Origin of the sequence: Sulfuricurvum sp., from assembly GCF_028688295.1 — a bacterium.
Taxonomy (GTDB): Bacteria; Campylobacterota; Campylobacteria; order Campylobacterales; family Sulfurimonadaceae; genus Sulfuricurvum.
Map to the genome: position 1 here is coordinate 1 of NZ_JAQTYM010000042.1, position 19,938 is coordinate 19,938.

A 19,938-nucleotide genomic window follows, 5' to 3' on the forward strand; every position below is an offset into this window, starting at 1 on the left:
CTAGGAAATTATCTTTCTCTCCCCTCGGGAGAGGTTCACAATCCATTCACTTTTCCCAGCGATAATAAGAGTTCAAAAATCTTGTGCTGTTATTATCGTTTATTTGATGTCTTTGTGATAAAATATACCCTTGACAAAAAAGGGCACACGGCTCAAAAGCGATTACTTAGAGGAGAATCATATGTTTAATAGACTATTAATGGGTGCAGCCGCACTTTCACTGGCCGCTTCAATGGCATTTGGAGCCCAAGGGGCAAAATTCTATATCGGTGAAGGCGATAAAGAAAAAGCATATATGGATATGGTCAATAATAAAATCACGACGATCGGATTTGTATTGTCCGATCCGCATGAGCGTATTAACGATGCGTATAAAACTAAATACGGCGGGACAAATCTTGATAATCTCGGATTTTTTTCGGTCATGAAAGATACAGCTGTCGGTCCTCTTCTTTTGAAAGAGCCAAGTTTGGGCGGATTTAGTCCGTTTAATCTCCATGTATGGAAAAAACAAGCGGAAGATAAAACCTACGTCGGTCACATCACTCCTGAAACGATGCTTGATATCACTGGGGTTAAAGATGCGGGTGTACGTGCAAAATTCATTGCAACTTTCCCTGAACTTGATAAAATGATCGAAAAAGAGATCGGAAGCAAAGTTCAAATCGTAGAATACAGTGCCCTTCCGGCAAAACCGATGATGACATTTGAGCTTCCATTTGAACGAGGAGCTAGCTTGGATGGCTTTATCTCGGATTTCCAAGGGAAATTTGAAGAGGCATTCGAAGCAAACCAATACATCATTGCAGGATACAAGGATATCAAAGGTTCTATGACCGATGCGAACATCGAATTTGGTCGTTTTGATGCGTACTGGGTTTACTCTCTTTGTCATTTCAAATTCTCTGAGGGGATCTTTAATCAAGGGCGTCCGGATGCAGGAGCATTGGCACCGTGCTCGATGTATATGTACATCGAAAAAGGGTCGAATAAAGTAATGATCGGTATGCCGCGTCTCGCAACATGGACTGCGGTTATGGGGATTAAAGATCAAAAAATGAACGATTCAATCATTGCCTTGGATAAAGAGATCGTAAAAATTATGACAGAATTGGGAGCTAAAGAGCTATGAAAAAATTCTATACACTAATCATGAGTGCGCTTGTAATCGGGTTTTGCGGATGTGCCGGAACGGCTCCTGAAGCGGAAGCGGGAGTAAAGATTGAAAAAGTTGTAGCAACGTATAAAATCGCCTCATACGCAAGTGTAGATGAAGCAAAAGCAAAGCTTTCGGCTAACGGTTTTGACGTAGTTGGAACATACCCAACCGATTCAGGTACGTCAGTTCTTTATACCAATGCGGCGATGAAATCAGCGGCAAATAAACCGACACGTGGTCTTGCGGCGGTAGGGCGAATTTTGGTTGATGATGAGCGTAAACAAATTAGTATTGCCAATCCGGTTTATTTTGGAAAAGCGTTTATGCAAAAAGAGTATTCTCACGCAACAGCATCTGCAGTATTGGGATCTCTTGAAAAAGCATTCGGTCCTTTAAAAGACTCAACTGATAAATGGGAGTTTGCCGGATTAGCAGGATATCATTTCATGGTGGGAATGCCTTATTATGAAGATATGGGTATTGTCGGTGAAGGATCAACAGCTGATTTGGTTGCAAAAGCACAAAAAGCAAAAGGAACTACTGCAGTCGTTAAGCTCTCAGATGATCGCTATGTCGCATTTGTTTCATTGGAACGTCGTACAAACGGATTTGTTAAAAAAATCGGTACTCAAAACGGACAATTACTTCCATGGGCAGTGTTGATTGAAGGCGGACAGGCAAAAGCATTGAGTGCAAAATATTTTATCGCTATTAGCTACCCGTTGTTGACAATGTCTGAATTTATGACGATTGCAACCGTACCGGGTGCCATTGAAGTAGATTTGAAAAAGATTTTCAAGTAAATGAGCGTCATGCCGAACTTGATTCGGCATCTTCTTAGACCCTGAATCAAGTTCAGGGTGACGAAGAACTAAATTTTAAACTTCACCGCTTTTAGCATATTTTCTACTATCTCTCGATAATAACTTTTTAATTCATCACTACCTAAAACAACGGGTGGTTCACCGTTATCAGACCCCTCACGAATATCCATATTTAAGGGTATCTGACCTAGTAACGGAATGTTATAACGGCTCGCCAACCGTTCGCCTCCACCGCTTCCAAAAATATCATAACGTGTTCCGGTATCCGGTGCGATGAAATAACTCATATTTTCCACTAATCCTGCCATAGGGACATGGATATCTTGAAACATTCGGATCGCACGACTGACGTCATCACTTGCTACAAGTTGCGGAGTGGTTACGATCACACCTGCTGTGATGGGGAGCTCTTGTGCCATGGTGAGTTGTATATCGCCGGTTCCGGGAGGCATGTCGATAACCATAAAATCAAGTTCTCCCCATTCTACATCTTCGAGAAACTGGATAAGTGCAGATACGGCAACGGATGAGCGCCACACAAGAGGCGTATCAGAGGTTGGAGTGGTCAGTGCGACACTCATGATTTTGATCCCGTAGTTTTCACTCGGAATAATTTTATTATCATCACTCCATCGGATTTTTTCTAAATCGGTGTTGGTTAGACGTGGAACATTGGGACCATAAACATCGGCATCCAAAATTCCGACTCGATAGCCACGTTGCGCAAGGGCGATAGCGAGGTTGACACTTACGGTACTTTTCCCCACTCCCCCTTTACCGCTCGTTACGGCGATAACGTTTGCGGCATAAGGTGCACGGTTGTTGGGATTAGAGCTATTACCGTAGTTTGTATCTTTTTGAACTTGTCCTTTTTTTGTGATATCTAAAGTGGTAAATTGAGGCGCAAAAGCGGATTCAATCGCCGATTTAACAGTGAGATATGAATCATCACTTACGGTAAGCAGTTCTATCTTAGCGTTATTATCACTTACTTTTACCTCTGAGAGGAGTTTTAGATCACCGAGTGTACGGCTTAGTCCTGGATAAGGGAGGTTTGTGAGTGCCTCTTGAAGCTCTTTAGTGTTCATAAGGATTTCCTCTCGCTTCGCGGGCTAAAAGTGCTTTAGTCCCATTTGATTTTTGCGCTAACTTCGCCAACGGAACACGTGCAGCAGGGTACTCAAGACTGAGGCGATGACAGGTGCTGATGCGGTCATCGATAAGGGAATTCAAGGAAGCGATTACACCGCTTAGGGTTCCTAATTTATGAGATTGATTGAGGAGGTCTTTGATTAGCATTTCACGTGAATGCATTTGAAGTACTAAACCATTTGCTTTTGCAATGGTGATAAAGTCGGCTGCACTAAGGTAGAGCCCTGAGAAAAAAGTATTTAAAAAATGATTTTCCAAAGTAATAAATTGACTACGTTCTTCAAAATGACGTTTTTTCATCCTCTTTCTCCCAAATTTGCTTGAGCTGCTTTAACCACATCAGGATCATTATCACTTAAAAGTGAGGAAATGATTTCTTTTGGGGCGGCACAGTTTTCAGCAAGGCGCATACGGACCATTTTGTCGTTATCATCGCATAAAATCTTAAGTAATTTCACAGGTGTATTCGGGTTGCCTGAGAGACCATCACGTACGATTTTTTCATCGCTAAAGAATTTTTCTAAAACATCACTCGGCGTTGAGGGATTTGCGGCTACAAGTGCGCGAACGAGATTAATCGAATCGCTAGAGAGATGACGAAGCACTTCAAGCGGTGTGTGAGGGTTTTTAGCAACCGCCCAACGTGCTCCCATATCAACTGGATTGCTGGCAATATCGATGAGTAAAGCAACCATAATAGGGCTGTACTCTTTGTCGCGTTCGTAGACAGAAGTTCGTAATGAAAGATTCATCGCTACCTGTCCTACGATCAATTTATCAGCTTTAAAAGCATTGTAAATGGTTTGTACCTCTTCAATCGGAAGTGTTTTATCTTCGAGAAGTTCGATCAGTTTTTCGTTGTCAGAGGTGCTTATGGCTATTTCAAGGGCATTTTCAGCCATTATCGGTTCCTTTATAATTGTGATAAAAATAAATGTCATACTATCAAAAAGTGATTAAAATGTAAGTATTAATTATAGTGTATAAGTGTAAAAAAAGGAGCGATGTATAAGAAAACGTAAAATAACGAGCAATCATCTTTTGCCGCCATTTTGTGATAAATATGTAACAAATTGTAATCTTGAAGTGTATAAGAAAAAGGTATTTACCGTTTATTAAGAGTCACAGCTCTATAATGGGAGTGGTAATTCCGTAAATTAACGCACCAATGTGTGCAGATTCAAATAGAAGAAGGAGCACGGATGAACAGATTGCTAAAAACACTATGTGTTGCGGCATCACTGTCGGCAGCTACGGTATTAATGGCAGCCGAGGGATATAAGGATAACACTATTCTTATTTCTGCCGAAGAAGCGATCAAGCTAATCGGTAATCCAAAAGTGATGTTCGTATCGGGTGATAACGAAGATATTTATAAACTTGGTCATATTAAAGGCTCAGTTGAGATGTATGCTCACCACCTTCACCATTCAGAAATTGATGGAAGTATGCATTGTGAGCCGTTGTATCGCTGTGTCGATGATGCCGAACAGCTTATCAGCAAAAAAGGGATCAGTAACGATACTTTGGTAATTGCATACGATGACTTCAAAGGCCCGAATGCGACAGGTGTTTATTCATTTTTCGACAGTTATGGTCATAAAAATGTAAAAGTACTCAATGGTGGACGTGCGGCGATTATGGCAGCGGATCCGGCTCAAAAAGAGTACGACGAGCTCAATAAAGAGCTAAAAGCATTTAAAAAAGTAGAAAAAGATGCAAAAAATGCACTCAAAACAGAGGGTGCTGATAAATCTGCTTTAGAAGCGACAATTAAAAAAGCTGCTCAAGATGCCAATGCAGTAAGCGCGAAAATGGCGATTGTTGAAAAACGTCTCATGGTTGTCAAAGGGGATGAGGTTACTAAGCCTGCAAAATATAAAATTGATCCTAAAAAAATCAAATGGAATGTTATCGCTGGTAAAGACGAAGTAAAACATGCGATGGAAGATATCCTTAAAAATGGAAAAAAATCCAAATATGTAATTATTGATTCTCGCGGGATCGCTGAGATCGTAGGTGAGCGTAAAATGGATAATGTTGCACGCGGTGGACATGTTCCAGGAGCTACGTTTATCGAATGGAGCCAAATCTCTGATGCGGATAAAAAACTTTCATTCCGTTCAGCTGCAGAGCTTCAAAAAGTATACGACAACTACGGTATTACACCGGACAAAACGATCTACGCATACTGTCACGTAGGTGCGGGAAGAAGTTCGGAACATATTACGGCGCTTCAATTATTGGGTTACAAAAACGTCAAAGTTTTCACAGGAAGCTGGGATGTTTGGGGTAACGATATGAACCTTCCGATTAAACGATAAGGGTAAAACTATGACAAAAGTAATGAACAATCAACGTCGTGACTTCCTGAAAGTTTCAGGGATGACGGCAGCGTTAGTGGCCTCACAAGGCTCACTCTTCGCAAAAACAAATGTAATGTCGGTAGAAAACGGAAAAAGCAATTATCCTAACACCAACTATACTGAAGATATGTACCGAAATGAGTTCTCATTTACCTATGGTAAAAAAGAGGAACACGGTTTCGCGTATCACTGTGTAAACTGCCAAGGTAACTGTGCATGGGAAGTATGGTCGCATAACGGTGTTATCACTCGTGAAAACCAATCAGCTCGCTATCCTGTTATCAATGCAAAAATCCCTGACTTTAACCCACGCGGATGTAACAAAGGGGTTCAGCACTCTCAAGTGATGTACCAAAAAGACCGTATCCTCTATCCAATGGTTCGTGTTGGTGAACGTGGTGAAGGTAAGTGGAAACGTATCAGCTGGGATGAAGCAGCTGAGCGCGTATGCCAAGAGATTTTCAACTGTATGACCGATCCTGAACGTGGGCCGGATAAATTGATGGTACACGCGGGAACCGGTCTTTTGACTGAGGGTCGCCGTGGTGCACCATTACGTTTCTCTACACAACTTGGAGCAATCCGTATTTATCCATCATCTTACCTTGGGGACATGTTCTCAGGTGCGGCGATTGCGTATGGTGAGGGTAACCTCGGTTGTACATGGGATTTCATGTACAACGTCGATACTGCGGTAATGTGGGGAGGAAATCCATCGGTTTCTCGTATCCCGGATGCTCACTTCGTTTGGGAGGGGAAATACAATGGTGCAAAAATCATTACGATTACCCCTGAGTTCAATGCAACTGCTAAATCATCCGATCTTTGGATTCCGATCAAAGCGGGATCTGATAATATCCTCGCAATGGGTGTTATCAACGTTATTTTGAACGAAAAACTCTACAAACCTGAGTTTATGAAAACATTGACCGACCTTCCGTTCTTGGTTGATACTAAAACTCAAAAAATGATCCGTCGTTCTGATATGGAACATGCGGCAAATGATGAAGACCATCACAAATTCATGGAAGAGTTCTATTGTATGAACAAAGCAACCGGTAAAGTTGCTTTGATGCCTGGTACTGAGGGAAGCAGTGAGAAATCACTTCGTCTTGATGATCATGGAATCGTACCAGAGCTTGAGGGTTCATGGACTATTACTGACATGCACGGACACACACGTGAAGTGACAACGGTATTTGAAATGCTCAAAAAATCAGCGGCGAAATTTAGCCCTGAATCGATCCAGGAAGTAACCGGTGTTCATCCGGATACGACGCGTCAGCTTGCACGCGATATCGCGATCCCTAAAGTTGTAGAAATCACAACCGGTTTCTCGTTAAATAAATATTTTAACGGTGTTATGACGATTTGGAATATTGCTTCTATCTGTGGTTTGACAGGGCGTATGGGTCCATACGGCGGAATCAACACTGAAAATGAGTTTACCCTCTCTGGTCTTGGCGCATTGTCAGGATTTAGCGGTAAATACAACGCGCGTTTCGGATCAGGTTTCGTTGGTGAGTTCGTATTTGGTGATGGAATGAAAACGTTTGATCAATACTTCGGTGACGAAGATGTTAAGCGTGCCCAAAACGGAATGTCTAAAGAAGAGTACATGGCAGTATTGGGCGAAATGCTCAAATCGGGTGAAAACGATAAAGTGAATCAAGCCTCTAAGCATGGCAATGTAAATAAACCGTGGTGGCAGCCTGATTGTGCTCTCATCGTTGCTGACTCAAAATTTCGTCGTAACAAAGGGTCTGAATATCGTAAAGCGTTCTTGAACAAAACGAAATTCTATGCATACGTAGACTATCGTATGTCTGAAGCGGCACAATATGCGGACATCTTGCTTCCGGCAAAATCGCACTATGAGGTTTATGACCTTCGTACGTCTCCGGGTTACCACCGTTTTACCAACTTGGCTCAGCCGGTTGCTAATATCAAAAACATTGGTGAATCGATGGATGAATGGTCAATGTTTACGTTCTTGGCTAAGAAAATGGAAGAGCTAGCAAACCGCTCTGAAAATATCTCTAAAGCAAAAGTTAAAGATCATCCTAAATTCGCGAAACCGGGTTTCCATGATTTGACAATCTTTCACAAAGAGTTCACCAATACGGATGAAGAGTCAGAAGGTGCAGGTGAAGTGTACCTAGGAACTGACAAAATGGCAGTGCAAGCAGCGCTAGAGAAATGTGAGCAATATGAGCCGTGGACGATGGAGAAAATGTACAAAGTGGGCGGATTCTTGTTAATCAATGAAAAAGCGGCTAAATCATCTCCATTGTATTCTGACCGTCCGTTTAACTCAAACGAAGATCATCTTTACAAAATGGAGCGTTTAGAGACAGTTTCCGGTCGCCAAACGTTCTATGTTGACCATGAGATGTACATCAAAATGGGTGCAGCTACGAATACTGGTATGGAAGGGATTCGTCCTCAGTCTAAAGACTACCCATACGTGTTTATGACTCCACATGCTCGTTGGTCTATCCACTCGAACTACAAAACCTCTCGTACGTTGTTACGACTTCAACGTGGGGTTCCTGCAGCACAAATCAACCGTGTGGTTGCGGAAGCTAAAGGGATCAAAGACGGAGATACTATCCGTATTTACAATGCCCTCGGCGAGTTCTATGCGATGGCAAAACTCTCTTCATCTGCACCGGCTGATGGATTGGTTCTTGAGCATGGATGGGAACCGTACATGTATTTGAAAAACAAAGGGCACAATGAAGTTGTTCCAACAGCATTGAACCTTCTTGAAATGGCAGACGGATGGGGGCACCTCAAATTTGGTGGCCTCTGGGACGGTAACCAATACGCTTATGATGGCGCCGTTAACTATGAAAAAGCAACTGACGTACAGTATTAAGGGGTATAAATGTCTAAACGACAATTAGCAATGGTCATGGACCTGAACAAATGTATCGGGTGCCAAACATGTACTGTCGCGTGTAAGACGCAATGGACGAATCGTAACGGCCGTGAGTATATGTATTGGAACAATGTTGAGACTTATCCAGGAACCGGTTATCCGAAAAACTGGATGGAGCTCGGAGGCGGATTTGATGCTGCAGGTGATCTTCAACAAGGGATAATTCCTAATCTTGAAGCAGATTATGGAGTGCCTTGGGATTACAACTATGAATCCTTGATGGGTGGCGCACAAGACAGTAATAGTTTTCAACCGCACATTTCTCCAACATGGGGACCAAACTGGGATGAGGATGAGGGTGCAGGAGTATTCCCTCAAGACAACTATTTCTTTTATCTTCCACGTATTTGTAACCACTGTACAAATCCGGGTTGTTTAAGTGCGTGTCCGCGTGATGCAATCTTTAAACGTGAAGAAGACGGTGTTGTTTTGGTTGATTTGGATCGTTGTCAAGGGTACCGCTATTGTATCGCGGGCTGTCCTTACAAAAAAATCTATTTCAATCCGAAAATCTCTAAATCAGAGAAATGTATCCTTTGTTTCCCACGTATTGAGCAAGGTTTACCGCCGGCATGTGCTCAACAATGTGTTGGTCGTATCCGTTTTGTAGGATTCTTGGACGATGAAGAATCACAAGTTTATAAATTGGTTCATAAATATAAAGTGGCACTTGGTCTTCGTTCAGATTACGGTACACAACCGAATGTTTATTATGTACCACCGACCGAATCTCCGGCTAAATTTGACGCTGATGGTAAAATTATCGAAGGTTCAACCCGTCTTCCGGTAGAAGAGTTGGAAAAATTGTTTGGACCAGAAGTTCATGAAGCGATTAAAACACTTAAAGCAGAAATGAAAAAACGTAAAGAGACTGGTGTGAGTGAGTTGATGGATCTTTTGATCGCTTACCAACACTCTGACATGTTCCGTCTTGACAATCACTACTATCAACAAGTAGCGAAAGAGAACAAACGTAGCCCATTGGCTCCAGTAGATACTCGTTATATTGCTGGCAAGTTTACAAAAGCTGGAGGACACCACTAATGAAAAAGCTTCTTACTACTATTCTTTCATTAGGTCTTGCCGCTTCTGCGGCTTTGGCGGCTAATCCTGCCATTAGCGCAACAAAAGTTTCTGAAAGCCTTGATAAAGTTAAAGCGGATTCCGCTGTTTGGTCAAAAGCAAAATTTGAAACGGTTGTTCTTTATCCGCAAACAACAATTGAATTTAATGATAAAAAAGCAAATGCACTTGTTGCAAATACTAAAGGCAAAAAAGCTCAAGTTGCCGCATTGCACGATGGAAAAAACATTGCCATTATGGTGAAATGGGCTGATAAGACAAAAGACGTTGAACAATGTATGAGCAGTGACGTTTATACGGATGGTTTCGCCGTTCAGTTTGCCGGAGCAACGAAAAAAGCACAGCCTTTACCTTATATCGGTATGGGATCTGAGGGGCGTCCAGTAGTCGTTCATTTACAAAAAGCGACAGCAAAAGTGTATGAACCAAACGGAAATAAAGATGTTTCTACTCAAATCAATCGTCAGCAAACAGGTGTATTCGGTAAAGAATTAGCCGAATTTGATGCAAAAGTAGCGTCTTTGGCAAATACAGACTATGAAAAAGTTTTTGTAGCAGAAGGATTCCGCTCAACTACAGAGATCAAAGATAAATCCGTTAAATCGAATGGTGCTATGGTTCATTCTCCTGCGGGTTGGAGTGGAACACTAAGCCGCCCACTTAAAGATGAATACGTAAATCTAAGTGGAACAGTTCCCGTAGCTATCGCTGTTTGGGATGGATCAACGATGGGGCGTAATGGATTGAAAAATCTTTCGACGTGGGTTGCAATTAATCTTGAGGGCCAAAAAGCAAACACTGCTATGGTTTCTGAATTGACTACAGATAGCAAAGGTGACGCGGCTAAAGGTAAAGAAGCAGCGATGACAAACGGATGTACTGGTTGTCATCAAATGACTGCTGCAGATGCTCCAAGTTTATTGGGACCATCATTAAAAAATATCGGAGGATACTCTACGTCTGAATATCTACGTGAGTCAATCTTAAAACCATCTGCGGTTGTTGTACCAGGTTACAATCGTAATGCGCACCCTAATACACCATGGTACAATATTGAAAAGGGTAAACGTGTCTCGACAATGACCGACTTTAGCTTTTTAGACAAAGCAACGGTTGATGATATCGTGGCATACCTCAAAACCCTGAAATCGGAGGTAGAATAATGAAAAAAGTAGCTTTGTTATGTGCGGCACTTGTTTTTAGTGCATTCGCCAACGAGCCTGAAGAGTTCGAAGGTCTATTAACAACTCCAGGATGCGCTGCTCAAGGTGCATTTGCTGATTGTTATTTGGAAAACTACGTATGTGGCTCAGATGGATGTTTTCGTACAACAGCGGCGGGAGTAACAACAAATCCACCGGTAGCGTTGTATCAACACAATACCGGGAAGGTATATACGATTGACACTAGTAAATTAAAACTTTCTGAAATGCGTGAAGGGATTAATAAAAATGGTGTTGTCGTTATCGGTACACTCGATGTTGCAACCAATACGATTAAAGCAACGGAGTTTAAATCTCCTCCACCGCCTAAAAAATCGTTTTTTAAAGGGTGTTTATAACACCTATCTAGCCCCATTTGGGGTTAGCCAATTAGCTAAACTTTGCTGTCTCAAAGTCCTTCTATGACACAATCCCTTACTTAGTTTCAGGAATCACTATGAATAACGAATACCGACTTTATATCTATGCTTTTTTATCCCGTGTTATGAGCGATACTCCTGATCGTCGTTTTATCAATGATCTCAAAACTAATGCATCCCTTTTAGAGATTATCGGTGAAGAGACGGAGCAATGGATCCGTTCTACGGATATCGAAGAGATATACGATAAGCTCAATACCGATTACACCTCGATGTATATCCTAAACACCCAACCGGTTGAATCGTTTGTTCTTGATGCAAAAAATGAGACACTGGTGGGGTTACAAAATCCCGTTATGGCGTTTTATTTTACCCACGGTTTTGAAGTCAATATGGATCAAACGCAGATTATGGCACCGGACCATTTGGGGATCGAGTTTGCTTTTATGCAAACACTTGTCTACCGTAATGAAGAGAAGTCACAATTTGATTTTCTCGATCAGCATATATTTCCGTGGGTAGTTCCATACATGATGGGGATGAAGAGTATGGCAGACACACCGTTTTATCGTGATATGTGTGATTTTATTGTTGAGTTTTTGAGTGCGGATTATGAGTTTTTATCCAAAGGCTCACAGAATGGGTAATATCAATTTCGTCCAAAAAAGCAACCTTTTTAGCTATACCGCGACCCGTTGTCTACGAAATGAGTATTATCACAATGACTGTATGATCTGCATCGATGTGTGTCCTAAGGGAGCATTTCATATCGTCCGTAACAAACTGACATTGTTTGAGAATGAGTGTGTCGGATGTGCGGGATGTATAGGCAGTTGTCCTACTGAAGCGCTGGAGATAGAGAGTTTTGATCCTAACGGTTACGCTGCATCGTATCAATATATCGAAGAAGCACCGACACTCTCGTGTAAGGTAAATACTCCATGTTTGGGCGTTTTTGATGTCGAGCACTACGGTGTCATGGCACTAAGAGGTGAGAGGAACGTCACGTGCGATCTGAGTCATTGTGCGGGATGTGTTCTCAATGAAAATGGAAAATTGGAAAGCTCTATTCGCGAAAAGATCAATGCTACCAATCAATTTTTAGAGATGATTAAAACCCCACACCGGATAGAGAGTATTGATGAAAAAGAAGACCAAGCAGATCGACGTGCACTTTTCCGCATGGGGTTTGAAAAAGTAAAAGAAACGATAGCTGAAGAGTCTGTCGCTCATGTTTCGATGACGACTGCACATCATAAACTCCCTGATCAGAAAATGCCTCTGAAGCGTATATTGCTCAAGAATTCTCTCAAAGAGATCATTTCGGGTCTGGAATCAACAGTATTCTCTGAAAGCTCTCCGCTGTTTTTTAACAAACAAATCAATTTTGAGGCTTGTACCAACTGTGGGGATTGTACGCAGTTCTGCCCAACCGATGCACTGTTTCCGACCAGCGATAAACAGGGGATCTTTTTCTCACAGGGCAAATGTATCGGATGCGGTATTTGTGAGGATATTTGTAAACCTAATGCAATTAGTTCAAAAGAGGGATTTGATTTGGTGAGTATCGCGTATGAACGCGCAGAACAGCTGGTATACTATGAGATGGTAACCTGTCATGAGTGTCGCTGCCCCTATCCGTATAAGGGAGGCGATCCGATCTGTGATCGATGCAGTAGCTTTATGAAAACACATGCCAATATGTTTACACTAGCGCGGGATATGTAAAACCCCGCCTATTTTTTATCCATAGCGTCTTTAGCCCCTTTAATCGCCCCTTCCATAGCCGATTTTGCAACACTCCATGCGCGTACTCCCATTGCTTTTGCATCTTGTGCCGATTTAGAGTTCATAAACTGGGCACTTTTTTCAGAGACGTTACGTGTTAATTTTGAAAGACGATTACGCAAGAGTTCAACGGTCTCTTTGGAGAGGTGTTTAATCTCTTCGGTATCGAAGCGAATATCATCACTGATAGCTTCTAATCGGGTAATGATGACTGTTGAATTGCGATGTTTGAGTGAGTGGATCACTTGTATAAAAAGGGTATCAATATTGTCGAGTTCTTCTTCGATTGTTTTGTACTCTGCACGGTAAAGAGCTTTTACTTCTTCGGGAACATAGAGAAGGTATTGGTGGAATTTCTCGATCGATTTATAAAGCGCTGAGCGGATTCCAAGTAAGGTGCCACGTAAAATAATATCGGCTTGATTAGGTGTTGCTTCTGCGATATTCAATGCGCTTTGGAGAATACTCGACAAGATACGGCGGATGCGAACAGCGTTAAGGACATTAGCATTGAGGGTTTCAAAGGTGATCTCTTTGATGATCTCATGTAGGGTTTCTTCGATATCAGAACCGCGTTCTAGGGTTGTGATGATAGCACTCTCAACCATCTCTTCTAAAATATCGAGAAGATCGACGGATTGAATTTTGATTTGGTGAAGTTTTTCGAGCAAGAGATCATTGTCACTAAATTTCTTTTCCAATATGTCAAAAAAGCGATATTTAAGTTGTTGAAGTTCATCGCTTTTACGGGAAATTTGACGTTCAATTTGCTCTTTTTGAGTGATAAGATCCTCTAGTTCATTATGGAAAGAACGGGTAGAGTCTTTTAGGAAAGTGGTGGTGAACTCACGCAATTCTTGTAAGGGCATATCAGGGATATTTTGAGCTGAAAAATATTTTTCGATATCGGCGATAAAGGTTTCTGTATTCATAATTTAATCCTTTTAGAGTACCATTTTAACATGTTGATGGGCTTTGAGTGTTTCATAAAAATAGGTACGTTCGTCATCATTATGCACCAAGAGTTCTAAGTTCATGCTGATGTACTTTCCCCCTTTGCTCGCCTTTGAGGGGTTTAGGGTATAGGTACGTTCAGTAAAGATTTCCATCACCGCAATTTCGATACCTGCTCGCTCAAATCCAACTACTTTATAACACCATGTACATGGGTACTCTAACGAAAGTTTTTCGGTTTCATCGTTGATAATCACCACTTTTTCCTCCTGATTTGGTTTCGAGTTGAATGGGACCGATCACCATCGATTTGTCGATTGCTTTGAGCATATCATAGATGGTGAGAAGACCGATACTGGTTCCGGTGAGTGCCTCCATCTCTACTCCGGTTTGACCGCTGAGTTTTGCTGTTACCGTGAGTTTAAATCCCGGTAAATCAGCAAGCTCCTCAATATCGCAATGGACTCCGCTGAGGTTTAGCGGATGACACATCGGAATGATATCGGATGTTTTTTTGGTCCCCATGATGGCTGCGATTACGGCTGTTTGTAATACAGGCCCTTTTTTAGCGGTTTGATTTATAACAGCGTTATAGGCATCAGCGCTCATTGTAATGAGCCCGCTGGCAACCGCAATACGAGAAGTGGTGTTTTTATCCGAAACATCGACCATTTTTGGGCGATCGCGCTCGTCTAGGTGGGTTAAATTCATAGTTAAACTCTTTAGGAATCTTTTTATTATTATAGCTAAGCGAGGTAAATCTGAGATTGATTAAAAAATGACCATATTACTGATAAAAATTGGGCTATAGTTTTGCCATGAGATTTTGGTGGTGCTAGCGGATGGCATGTAATTCCGAAATCCTCATAACCTCCTTCAAGATTCCTAAGGACTGCTTTGCACTGATGACTACAGTGTGGGGCAGGACTTTTTAATACACAATCAAATAAAAATTAAATAATAGGGGAAAATAATGCAAAATTTAGTACGAAGTTACGCCGCGAATGCCCCGTTGATCGAAAAATTTATACTTACATCCTTGGGTCGAGTTAGTTTAAAAACGTTCAACGTACAGCTTGCTGAGCGCCTTTATAAAACCTTTCCAAGTTTAGAGTTGGTTTACAAATGTGACGAAGGATTTGTCCAAAATTCGCCTAATGTTTATGTTGATAGAGAAGAAGGACACCACGCAGGCGTCGATCGGGCCTATTTGGTCGATGAAGTCGCGATTCAAAAAGGGTATCACGTTAGTGAGCCTTATATTTCGACGGCTACCGGTCATTTGTGTATTACCGTAGTGTACGCATTGAGCGATGGGTATCTATTTTTAGATTTTCGAGTTCGAAAGCTATTGGAGCGGTTTGATCTGATTGAGAAAAATGATGTCTTTAAGCGGATCAATCGTACCTCTTATGCGGTGATCGGCGGCGGACTTTTATTTTTTGGAATATTTGTCGTATTGTACGGCTTTTATACTTTTGGAGGGTACATCATAGGGGTTGAACCGCTTAGTATGGATACCGTGTTCAAACCGATTATCGCGTTAACTTTGGGGTTAGCAGTATATGATCTGGGAAAAACGATTTTTGAGCAAGAGGTCTTGCCACGAACGCAGCATGTGAGTGATGCGTTTAATGCCAAAACACTCCTCAATTTTTCTGTATCAATCATTATTGCATTGCTTATTGAAGCGTTGTTGGTCGTGTTTAAAATCGCCCTTCATGATTATAAAGATCTTCCTTATGCATCGACACTGATTGCAGCATTGGCATTTTTACTGCTGGTATTTGCCGTCTTTATTTATTTGGTGCGTAAAAGTGAGAAAGACCCTTGCAAAAAGTGTGCAGAAGAGTAAAGTTTACGACCACGTGATGCACGTGATTTCGGCTTGAGCTCCGAGTCGCATCGGCGGTCCCCAAAACCCGATACCGCTGTTGACATAAATATGGCGGTTGTACCCTAGCGGATAGAGCCCTTTGATGTACGGTTGCGCGAGAGATACGAGATATTTAAAAGGCCATATTTGCCCGCCGTGGGTATGACCGCTGAGCATGAGTGAGGGGGTGAATCCTTCGAGATACTCAATGTATTTTGGCTGATGGGCCAAAAGAAGGGTTGGAATCCCCTCTGGGATCCCTTTTGTGGCTTTAGTAATGTTTGGAGCGTGGGTATTGGCACGGTATCCGAAGAGATCATTGACCCCTACAATATAAAAATCATCTTCTATTGGGACGGAGCTGTTTTCAAGGACATGGATACCCAGTGTTTTAAGATGTGCAATCGTCGCTTCGAGTGAATGGAAATATTCATGATTTCCGACAACGTAGTAGGTTCCGTAACGACTTTTTAGGTGGCTTAGTTCGTTGATCGCTTCTTTGATAACATCAACATGCGCATCCGATAAATCACCGGTTATTGCAATAATATCGGGGTTAAGATGATTGATGGCGGCAACACTTTTTGCAACAAAGGATCGGTCGATGAGTCCTCCGATATGCATATCACTGATTTGTACGATGCGATAGGATTTTGATCCAAAGCGCGATTGGTTAACATCGATGAAATTGACCACCGGCTCTTGTGAACCCTCTAGCAGTGCCGCTCCTAAATAACTGCTCCCCAGTGCTAAAAATCCAAGATCGCTGGAGCGTTTAAAAAACATCCGTTTTTCTGGACTAAATGGGACGAGGCGTTGTAAAAGATGGAGAAATTCGTACAAAATGGTTCCCATAAAAAGGACAAATCCTACTCCTATAGTAAGGGAAAAGAGATAGTACAGGGTTATGGGTGGGCTGAAAAAATAACGGCTTGAAAGGTAACCGATAATACCGGCCATGTTGATGATCAAAAAATATTTTAACATCGTACGGGTTTGGGGCTTGATGTGCAAATGATTTACTACCCGTGTGTAGGTGAGGTAGTGCAGCATTGCAAAAAAGAGGGTCGCGATCAAAGGGAAAAGTATTTTTAGATTCATACTGTTATTGTAGCTTAAGAGGATGAGTATAAGTATAATAACGGTTGAAGAAAGTGATCTTAGACAGAGGATACATAATGAAATGGGAAGATTTAAAACGAAGTACTAATATCGAAGATTTACGCTCTCAAAGTGGTGGGGGAAGGATGAATTTTGGGAGTGGCAGAGGGGTGAATCTCCTCATCCCCCTTGTCCGGTTTTTGATGGGGACGAATATCGGACGGATCGTTTTGGTGATCGGTATTATCGCTTATTTTATGGGATACAATCCGCTTAGCATCTTAGACACGACTCCTCAACCCTCAGCCAAACACGCAGTCAATACGCTCAATGATGATAAAAACGCTCAGTTTGTTGCGGCGGTATTGGGACAGAGCGAAGAGGTGTGGGGAAAACTCTATGCCGCAAAAGGGCAAGAGTATGTTCAGCCAAAACTTGTATTGTTTCGTGGGAGCGTTCAAAGCGGTTGTGGTTACGCTGATGCCCAGGTGGGGCCATTTTATTGTCCGGCAGATCAAAAAGTGTATCTCGATCTCAGTTTTTTCGATGAACTCGCCTCTCGTCACAATGCACCCGGAGATTTCGCGCAGGCGTACGTAATCGCGCATGAGGTCGGTCACCATGTTCAAAATCTTGAAGGGACACTGGATAAAGCGCATCGAGCTCAAAAAAGTGCTTTAGGCAAAGCAAACGCAAATGCAACCCAAGTGAAAGTAGAACTGCAAGCCGATTGTTTTGCAGGTATTTGGGCTCATCATACCCAAAAAAGCCGTGCAGTATTAGAAGAGGGAGATATTGAAGAGGCTCTCAATGCTGCCAGTCAGATCGGGGATGATACTCTCCAAAAACAATCGCAAGGCTACGTCGTTCCTGACGCATTTACCCACGGCACGTCAGCAATGCGGATGGAATGGTTTAAACGGGGATTTGATAAAGGGACATTGGAAGCGTGTAATACGGGTGTTTAAATAAAGCCTCTAGTTGTTATCGGTTTGAAAACGGGCTAATGCCGCTTGGTATTCGTGTTGATGGTTAAGATTCATAAACAGTGACTCATCGTTAAATTCGACAAAGCGGGTGTTGGAAGTCGAGAGTAGTTTTCCTAATCGGTGATCTTTCTCGTGGAGCATCCGTTCAAACTCTCCTAAAAGAGAGCGGTGGTAAATCCCGCACATCGGATGGGTTCCAGAGGCTGTTTTAGCGATGATGGCATCTACATCGGGTGTATCCGCATCGAGAAGTGCTTTAAAAACATCCTCGTCTACAAACGGGGTATCGACACTTAATACCATCATTCGTTCTACTTTGAGGGTGTTGAAAGCACTTACAAAACCTGCTGTTGGGGCATAGTCTACTTCGCTAGGGTCGAGAATAAACGGGGCGTCAAAAGAGAATTTATCGGCACTTTTGGTAGAGATAGCAACGTGGGAAAAAAGCTCAGAAAGACGCCGATATTGAAATTCGCTAAGCGAAGAGAACCCTCCGAAAGGGAGGAGGGATTTATCCTCTCCCATACGGGAACTTTTTCCCCCTGCGAAAATAATACACGGAATCGGAAACATTATTGCGCGAAAGCGGCGGAGAGAATTTTATCCATCCCCGGCGTTGCACCGCTTTGGAGGTATTCTAAAACCAGCGGAGAAAATTTGTCGATCATTGATGCGTCCATCCCTAAAAAAGAAAATTGAGAACCTAAGCTCCCTAAGCCAAGTAATCCGGCAGGTGCGGCGTTAAGGAGGGTAGCTGCTTGAGGGACTTGTTTGGTTAGGGCAGTAAAGTCGGTTGGTTGCATGTTCCCTTTTGCATCATTAAGAAGTGCGGCTGTTCCGCCGATTGCTTGTGTCGGAGTAACTCCGAGGGTGGAGGTGATGTTTTTAATCAGAGGATTCGACGTGAGAGCACTGTCTGCGATAGGGGCAGCACTTTGGGCAACGGGTGCCACGGTTTGCATAAGTGAACCAAAATCAAAAGCATTGGCATTAGAAACCAAAAGTAATAAAGTTGCGAGGGTTAGTGAACGCATGGAAATCTCCTAATAAAATTTGAGTTATTATAACCGACAAAAGTTAGAATATCGTTTGAAATGGGACTAAAGTGCTAAGGGTGTATTTTGAAAACTTTGTATGCTTAAGCGATTTGCAATTTCAGCTTTAAAAAGTAATTTCTGTTCCTCTTCTAAAAGTTTACGGTAGTTTTTTTGAATTTCTTGAATGGTTTGCACATGCGGGGCAGTGAGTGATAAGAGGTGACGTATTGGTGCTTTTCCATTGTTACTTACCGGGGAGATATGCACAGCTACCCAACAGCTTTGGGATTCTTTGTATCGGTATTTAAGGTAGCCTTGCCAAGGGAGTGTGTTGTTGATACTTTCCCACATTTTTGTATAAATACTTTGAGGGAGATCGGGATGTCGCAAGGCTTTGTGTGATAGTCCAATAAGTTCTTCACGTGTGTATCCGGAAACATCTAAAAAAGTACGATTTGCATAGGTAATGGTGTCAAAATTATCGATTTCTAAGATCATTGCCGTGCCAACATAGCATACAGAATTGTCATAAGAATTAAAAATCATACTGCCTCTTTTAAGACAGCGTCTGACATAAAAATAATGGAAATAGCTAAAAGAAATATCACGATATAGATTATCAAAAAAAGTTTAGAATTAAAAAAATGAATGAGCATAGTATTCTCCCTTATCTTTGTTGATACTATCAGTTATTCAGACGAATATTTAGTGATAAAATCTTTAGAATTAATTTATAAGGATTGTACGAAAAGATTGTGTGCAGATTGTAAGAATATTGGTTATTTTGGAGGCTAAGAAAAAAATCTTAGCTAAGTGATGCTGGATCGCAGATGTATCCTGTGATTGCTGATGCGGCTGCCACGGCGGAGTTGGCGAGATAGACTTTGGATGAGCGTGAACCCATGCGTCCGACGAAGTTACGGTTGGTGGTAGCAATAGCGACTTCATGATCACCCAAAATCCCCATGTATCCACCTAAACACGCACCGCAGGTTGGGTTAGAGACAACACCGCCTGCATCGATGATGATATCCATGTATCCAAGACGGGTTGCTTCACGCGCGATACGCTGAGTCGCCGGGG

General features: G+C 42.2%; 22 protein-coding genes. 11 read left to right on the forward strand and 11 right to left on the reverse strand.

Annotated elements, in window-relative coordinates:
* The first annotated feature begins 181 nt into the window (after nt 1–181).
* Entirely contained in the window at nt 182–1,132 is a 951-nt protein-coding gene (locus PHR02_RS09090; RefSeq protein WP_299991326.1) for a hypothetical protein, read from the forward strand.
* Nucleotides 1,129–1,962 (forward strand): hypothetical protein, encoded by an 834-nt coding sequence (locus tag PHR02_RS09095; RefSeq protein ID WP_299991327.1) that lies wholly within the window; start codon nt 1,129–1,131, stop codon nt 1,960–1,962. Before PHR02_RS09090 ends, PHR02_RS09095 begins: the two co-directional genes overlap by 4 nt.
* Before the next feature lie 68 nt (nt 1,963–2,030).
* Here the strand turns inward: PHR02_RS09095 and PHR02_RS09100 are convergent, their stop codons facing one another.
* The 3 genes from PHR02_RS09100 to PHR02_RS09110 are packed head-to-tail and all read right to left on the reverse strand — an operon-like array spanning nt 2,031 to nt 4,037.
* Nucleotides 2,031–3,071 carry an Mrp/NBP35 family ATP-binding protein gene (locus PHR02_RS09100; protein ID WP_299991328.1) on the reverse strand — a complete coding sequence of 347 codons (1,041 nt, stop codon included), beginning with the start codon at nt 3,069–3,071 and terminating at the stop codon, nt 2,031–2,033.
* Nucleotides 3,061–3,435 carry a hypothetical protein gene (locus PHR02_RS09105; protein ID WP_299991330.1) on the reverse strand — a complete coding sequence of 125 codons (375 nt, stop codon included), beginning with the start codon at nt 3,433–3,435 and terminating at the stop codon, nt 3,061–3,063. The genes PHR02_RS09100 and PHR02_RS09105 overlap by 11 nt, the downstream gene beginning before the upstream one ends.
* Nucleotides 3,432–4,037 carry a hypothetical protein gene (locus PHR02_RS09110; RefSeq protein ID WP_299991332.1) on the reverse strand — a complete coding sequence of 202 codons (606 nt, stop codon included), beginning with the start codon at nt 4,035–4,037 and terminating at the stop codon, nt 3,432–3,434. Before PHR02_RS09110 ends, PHR02_RS09105 begins: the two co-directional genes overlap by 4 nt.
* Before the next feature lie 300 nt (nt 4,038–4,337).
* On the opposite strand from PHR02_RS09110, the gene PHR02_RS09115 reads away from it, so the two are divergent.
* The 7 genes from PHR02_RS09115 (at nt 4,338) to PHR02_RS09145 (ending at nt 12,838) form a co-directional block, all read left to right on the forward strand.
* Nucleotides 4,338–5,459, forward strand: coding sequence for a rhodanese-like domain-containing protein (locus PHR02_RS09115; RefSeq protein ID WP_299991334.1), 1,122 nt, complete (start codon nt 4,338–4,340; stop codon nt 5,457–5,459).
* A 10-nt stretch (nt 5,460–5,469) separates the two neighbouring features.
* Entirely contained in the window at nt 5,470–8,382 is a 2,913-nt protein-coding gene (locus PHR02_RS09120) for a molybdopterin-dependent oxidoreductase (RefSeq protein WP_299991336.1), read from the forward strand.
* Between the two features lie 9 nt (nt 8,383–8,391).
* Complete coding sequence (locus PHR02_RS09125) at nt 8,392–9,489, forward strand: 4Fe-4S dicluster domain-containing protein (RefSeq protein ID WP_299991338.1); 1,098 nt, start codon at nt 8,392–8,394, stop codon at nt 9,487–9,489.
* Nucleotides 9,489–10,691: an ethylbenzene dehydrogenase-related protein gene (locus tag PHR02_RS09130; protein ID WP_299991339.1), complete on the forward strand. Its 1,203-nt coding sequence runs from the start codon at nt 9,489–9,491 to the stop codon at nt 10,689–10,691. Before PHR02_RS09125 ends, PHR02_RS09130 begins: the two co-directional genes overlap by 1 nt.
* Entirely contained in the window at nt 10,691–11,089 is a 399-nt protein-coding gene (locus tag PHR02_RS09135) for a hypothetical protein (protein WP_299991341.1), read from the forward strand. Before PHR02_RS09130 ends, PHR02_RS09135 begins: the two co-directional genes overlap by 1 nt.
* A gap of 98 nt (nt 11,090–11,187) precedes the next feature.
* On the forward strand, nt 11,188–11,757 hold the full coding sequence (locus PHR02_RS09140; RefSeq protein WP_299991343.1) for a molecular chaperone TorD family protein: 570 nt from the start codon (nt 11,188–11,190) through the stop codon (nt 11,755–11,757).
* Nucleotides 11,750–12,838 (forward strand): 4Fe-4S binding protein, encoded by a 1,089-nt coding sequence (locus PHR02_RS09145; RefSeq protein WP_299991345.1) that lies wholly within the window; start codon nt 11,750–11,752, stop codon nt 12,836–12,838. Before PHR02_RS09140 ends, PHR02_RS09145 begins: the two co-directional genes overlap by 8 nt.
* Nucleotides 12,839–12,846: 8 nt before the next feature.
* Here PHR02_RS09145 and PHR02_RS09150 read toward each other — a convergent pair whose 3' ends face one another.
* Genes PHR02_RS09150 through moaC form a run of 3 tightly spaced genes read right to left on the reverse strand, consistent with a single transcriptional unit; the run spans nt 12,847 to nt 14,563 of the window.
* Nucleotides 12,847–13,830, reverse strand: coding sequence for a DUF6781 family protein (locus PHR02_RS09150; RefSeq protein WP_299991347.1), 984 nt, complete (start codon nt 13,828–13,830; stop codon nt 12,847–12,849).
* A 12-nt stretch (nt 13,831–13,842) separates the two neighbouring features.
* Entirely contained in the window at nt 13,843–14,112 is a 270-nt protein-coding gene (locus PHR02_RS09155; RefSeq protein WP_299991348.1) for a DUF493 domain-containing protein, read from the reverse strand.
* Entirely contained in the window at nt 14,093–14,563 is a 471-nt protein-coding gene (gene moaC / locus PHR02_RS09160) for a cyclic pyranopterin monophosphate synthase MoaC (RefSeq protein ID WP_299991349.1), read from the reverse strand. Before moaC ends, PHR02_RS09155 begins: the two co-directional genes overlap by 20 nt.
* A 262-nt stretch (nt 14,564–14,825) precedes the next feature.
* Here moaC and PHR02_RS09165 point away from each other — a divergent pair, with 262 nt between their 5' ends.
* Nucleotides 14,826–15,707: a hypothetical protein gene (locus PHR02_RS09165; RefSeq protein ID WP_299991351.1), complete on the forward strand. Its 882-nt coding sequence runs from the start codon at nt 14,826–14,828 to the stop codon at nt 15,705–15,707.
* Between the two features lie 3 nt (nt 15,708–15,710).
* Here the strand turns inward: PHR02_RS09165 and PHR02_RS09170 are convergent, their stop codons facing one another.
* On the reverse strand, nt 15,711–16,829 hold the full coding sequence (locus PHR02_RS09170; protein ID WP_299991353.1) for a metallophosphoesterase: 1,119 nt from the start codon (nt 16,827–16,829) through the stop codon (nt 15,711–15,713).
* Nucleotides 16,830–16,906: 77 nt separating this feature from the next.
* On the opposite strand from PHR02_RS09170, the gene PHR02_RS09175 reads away from it, so the two are divergent.
* The gene (locus tag PHR02_RS09175; RefSeq protein WP_299991355.1) at nt 16,907–17,797 is read left to right on the forward strand and encodes a neutral zinc metallopeptidase; all 891 of its coding nucleotides are present in this window, start codon (nt 16,907–16,909) and stop codon (nt 17,795–17,797) included.
* Nucleotides 17,798–17,806: 9 nt separating this feature from the next.
* Here the strand turns inward: PHR02_RS09175 and mobA are convergent, their stop codons facing one another.
* From mobA to PHR02_RS09195, 4 genes are all read right to left on the reverse strand, one after another.
* The gene (mobA, locus tag PHR02_RS09180; protein ID WP_299991359.1) at nt 17,807–18,391 is read right to left on the reverse strand and encodes a molybdenum cofactor guanylyltransferase MobA; all 585 of its coding nucleotides are present in this window, start codon (nt 18,389–18,391) and stop codon (nt 17,807–17,809) included.
* A complete protein-coding gene (locus PHR02_RS09185) occupies nt 18,391–18,852 on the reverse strand; it encodes a DUF2780 domain-containing protein (RefSeq protein WP_299991361.1) in 462 nt (153 codons plus the stop codon). Before PHR02_RS09185 ends, mobA begins: the two co-directional genes overlap by 1 nt.
* 66 nt (nt 18,853–18,918) lie before the next feature.
* Nucleotides 18,919–19,401, reverse strand: a complete 483-nt coding sequence (locus PHR02_RS09190) for a PAS domain-containing protein (RefSeq protein ID WP_299991362.1) — start codon at nt 19,399–19,401, stop codon at nt 18,919–18,921.
* A 259-nt stretch (nt 19,402–19,660) separates the two neighbouring features.
* The coding region (locus PHR02_RS09195) for an aconitase family protein (protein WP_299991364.1) at nt 19,661–19,938 on the reverse strand (278 nt) is incomplete at its 5' end.

What these genes read in the sequence shown, in the direction of transcription:
- PHR02_RS09145 (WP_299991345.1), top strand. Translation starts at nt 11,750, where the DNA reads ATGGGTAATATCAATTTCGTCCAAAAAAGCAACCTTTTTAGCTATACC.
- PHR02_RS09150 (WP_299991347.1), bottom strand. Translation starts at nt 13,830, where the DNA reads ATGAATACAGAAACCTTTATCGCCGATATCGAAAAATATTTTTCAGCT.
- PHR02_RS09130 (WP_299991339.1), top strand. Translation starts at nt 9,489, where the DNA reads ATGAAAAAGCTTCTTACTACTATTCTTTCATTAGGTCTTGCCGCTTCT.
- PHR02_RS09170 (WP_299991353.1), bottom strand. Translation starts at nt 16,829, where the DNA reads ATGAATCTAAAAATACTTTTCCCTTTGATCGCGACCCTCTTTTTTGCA.
- PHR02_RS09185 (WP_299991361.1), bottom strand. Translation starts at nt 18,852, where the DNA reads ATGCGTTCACTAACCCTCGCAACTTTATTACTTTTGGTTTCTAATGCC.
- PHR02_RS09140 (WP_299991343.1), top strand. Translation starts at nt 11,188, where the DNA reads ATGAATAACGAATACCGACTTTATATCTATGCTTTTTTATCCCGTGTT.
- PHR02_RS09175 (WP_299991355.1), top strand. Translation starts at nt 16,907, where the DNA reads ATGAAATGGGAAGATTTAAAACGAAGTACTAATATCGAAGATTTACGC.
- PHR02_RS09165 (WP_299991351.1), top strand. Translation starts at nt 14,826, where the DNA reads ATGCAAAATTTAGTACGAAGTTACGCCGCGAATGCCCCGTTGATCGAA.
- PHR02_RS09100 (WP_299991328.1), bottom strand. Translation starts at nt 3,071, where the DNA reads ATGAACACTAAAGAGCTTCAAGAGGCACTCACAAACCTCCCTTATCCA.
- PHR02_RS09090 (WP_299991326.1), top strand. Translation starts at nt 182, where the DNA reads ATGTTTAATAGACTATTAATGGGTGCAGCCGCACTTTCACTGGCCGCT.
- moaC (WP_299991349.1), bottom strand. Translation starts at nt 14,563, where the DNA reads ATGAATTTAACCCACCTAGACGAGCGCGATCGCCCAAAAATGGTCGAT.
- PHR02_RS09105 (WP_299991330.1), bottom strand. Translation starts at nt 3,435, where the DNA reads ATGAAAAAACGTCATTTTGAAGAACGTAGTCAATTTATTACTTTGGAA.
- mobA (WP_299991359.1), bottom strand. Translation starts at nt 18,391, where the DNA reads ATGTTTCCGATTCCGTGTATTATTTTCGCAGGGGGAAAAAGTTCCCGT.
- PHR02_RS09120 (WP_299991336.1), top strand. Translation starts at nt 5,470, where the DNA reads ATGACAAAAGTAATGAACAATCAACGTCGTGACTTCCTGAAAGTTTCA.
- PHR02_RS09115 (WP_299991334.1), top strand. Translation starts at nt 4,338, where the DNA reads ATGAACAGATTGCTAAAAACACTATGTGTTGCGGCATCACTGTCGGCA.
- PHR02_RS09190 (WP_299991362.1), bottom strand. Translation starts at nt 19,401, where the DNA reads ATGATTTTTAATTCTTATGACAATTCTGTATGCTATGTTGGCACGGCA.
- PHR02_RS09125 (WP_299991338.1), top strand. Translation starts at nt 8,392, where the DNA reads ATGTCTAAACGACAATTAGCAATGGTCATGGACCTGAACAAATGTATC.
- PHR02_RS09095 (WP_299991327.1), top strand. Translation starts at nt 1,129, where the DNA reads ATGAAAAAATTCTATACACTAATCATGAGTGCGCTTGTAATCGGGTTT.
- PHR02_RS09135 (WP_299991341.1), top strand. Translation starts at nt 10,691, where the DNA reads ATGAAAAAAGTAGCTTTGTTATGTGCGGCACTTGTTTTTAGTGCATTC.
- PHR02_RS09110 (WP_299991332.1), bottom strand. Translation starts at nt 4,037, where the DNA reads ATGGCTGAAAATGCCCTTGAAATAGCCATAAGCACCTCTGACAACGAA.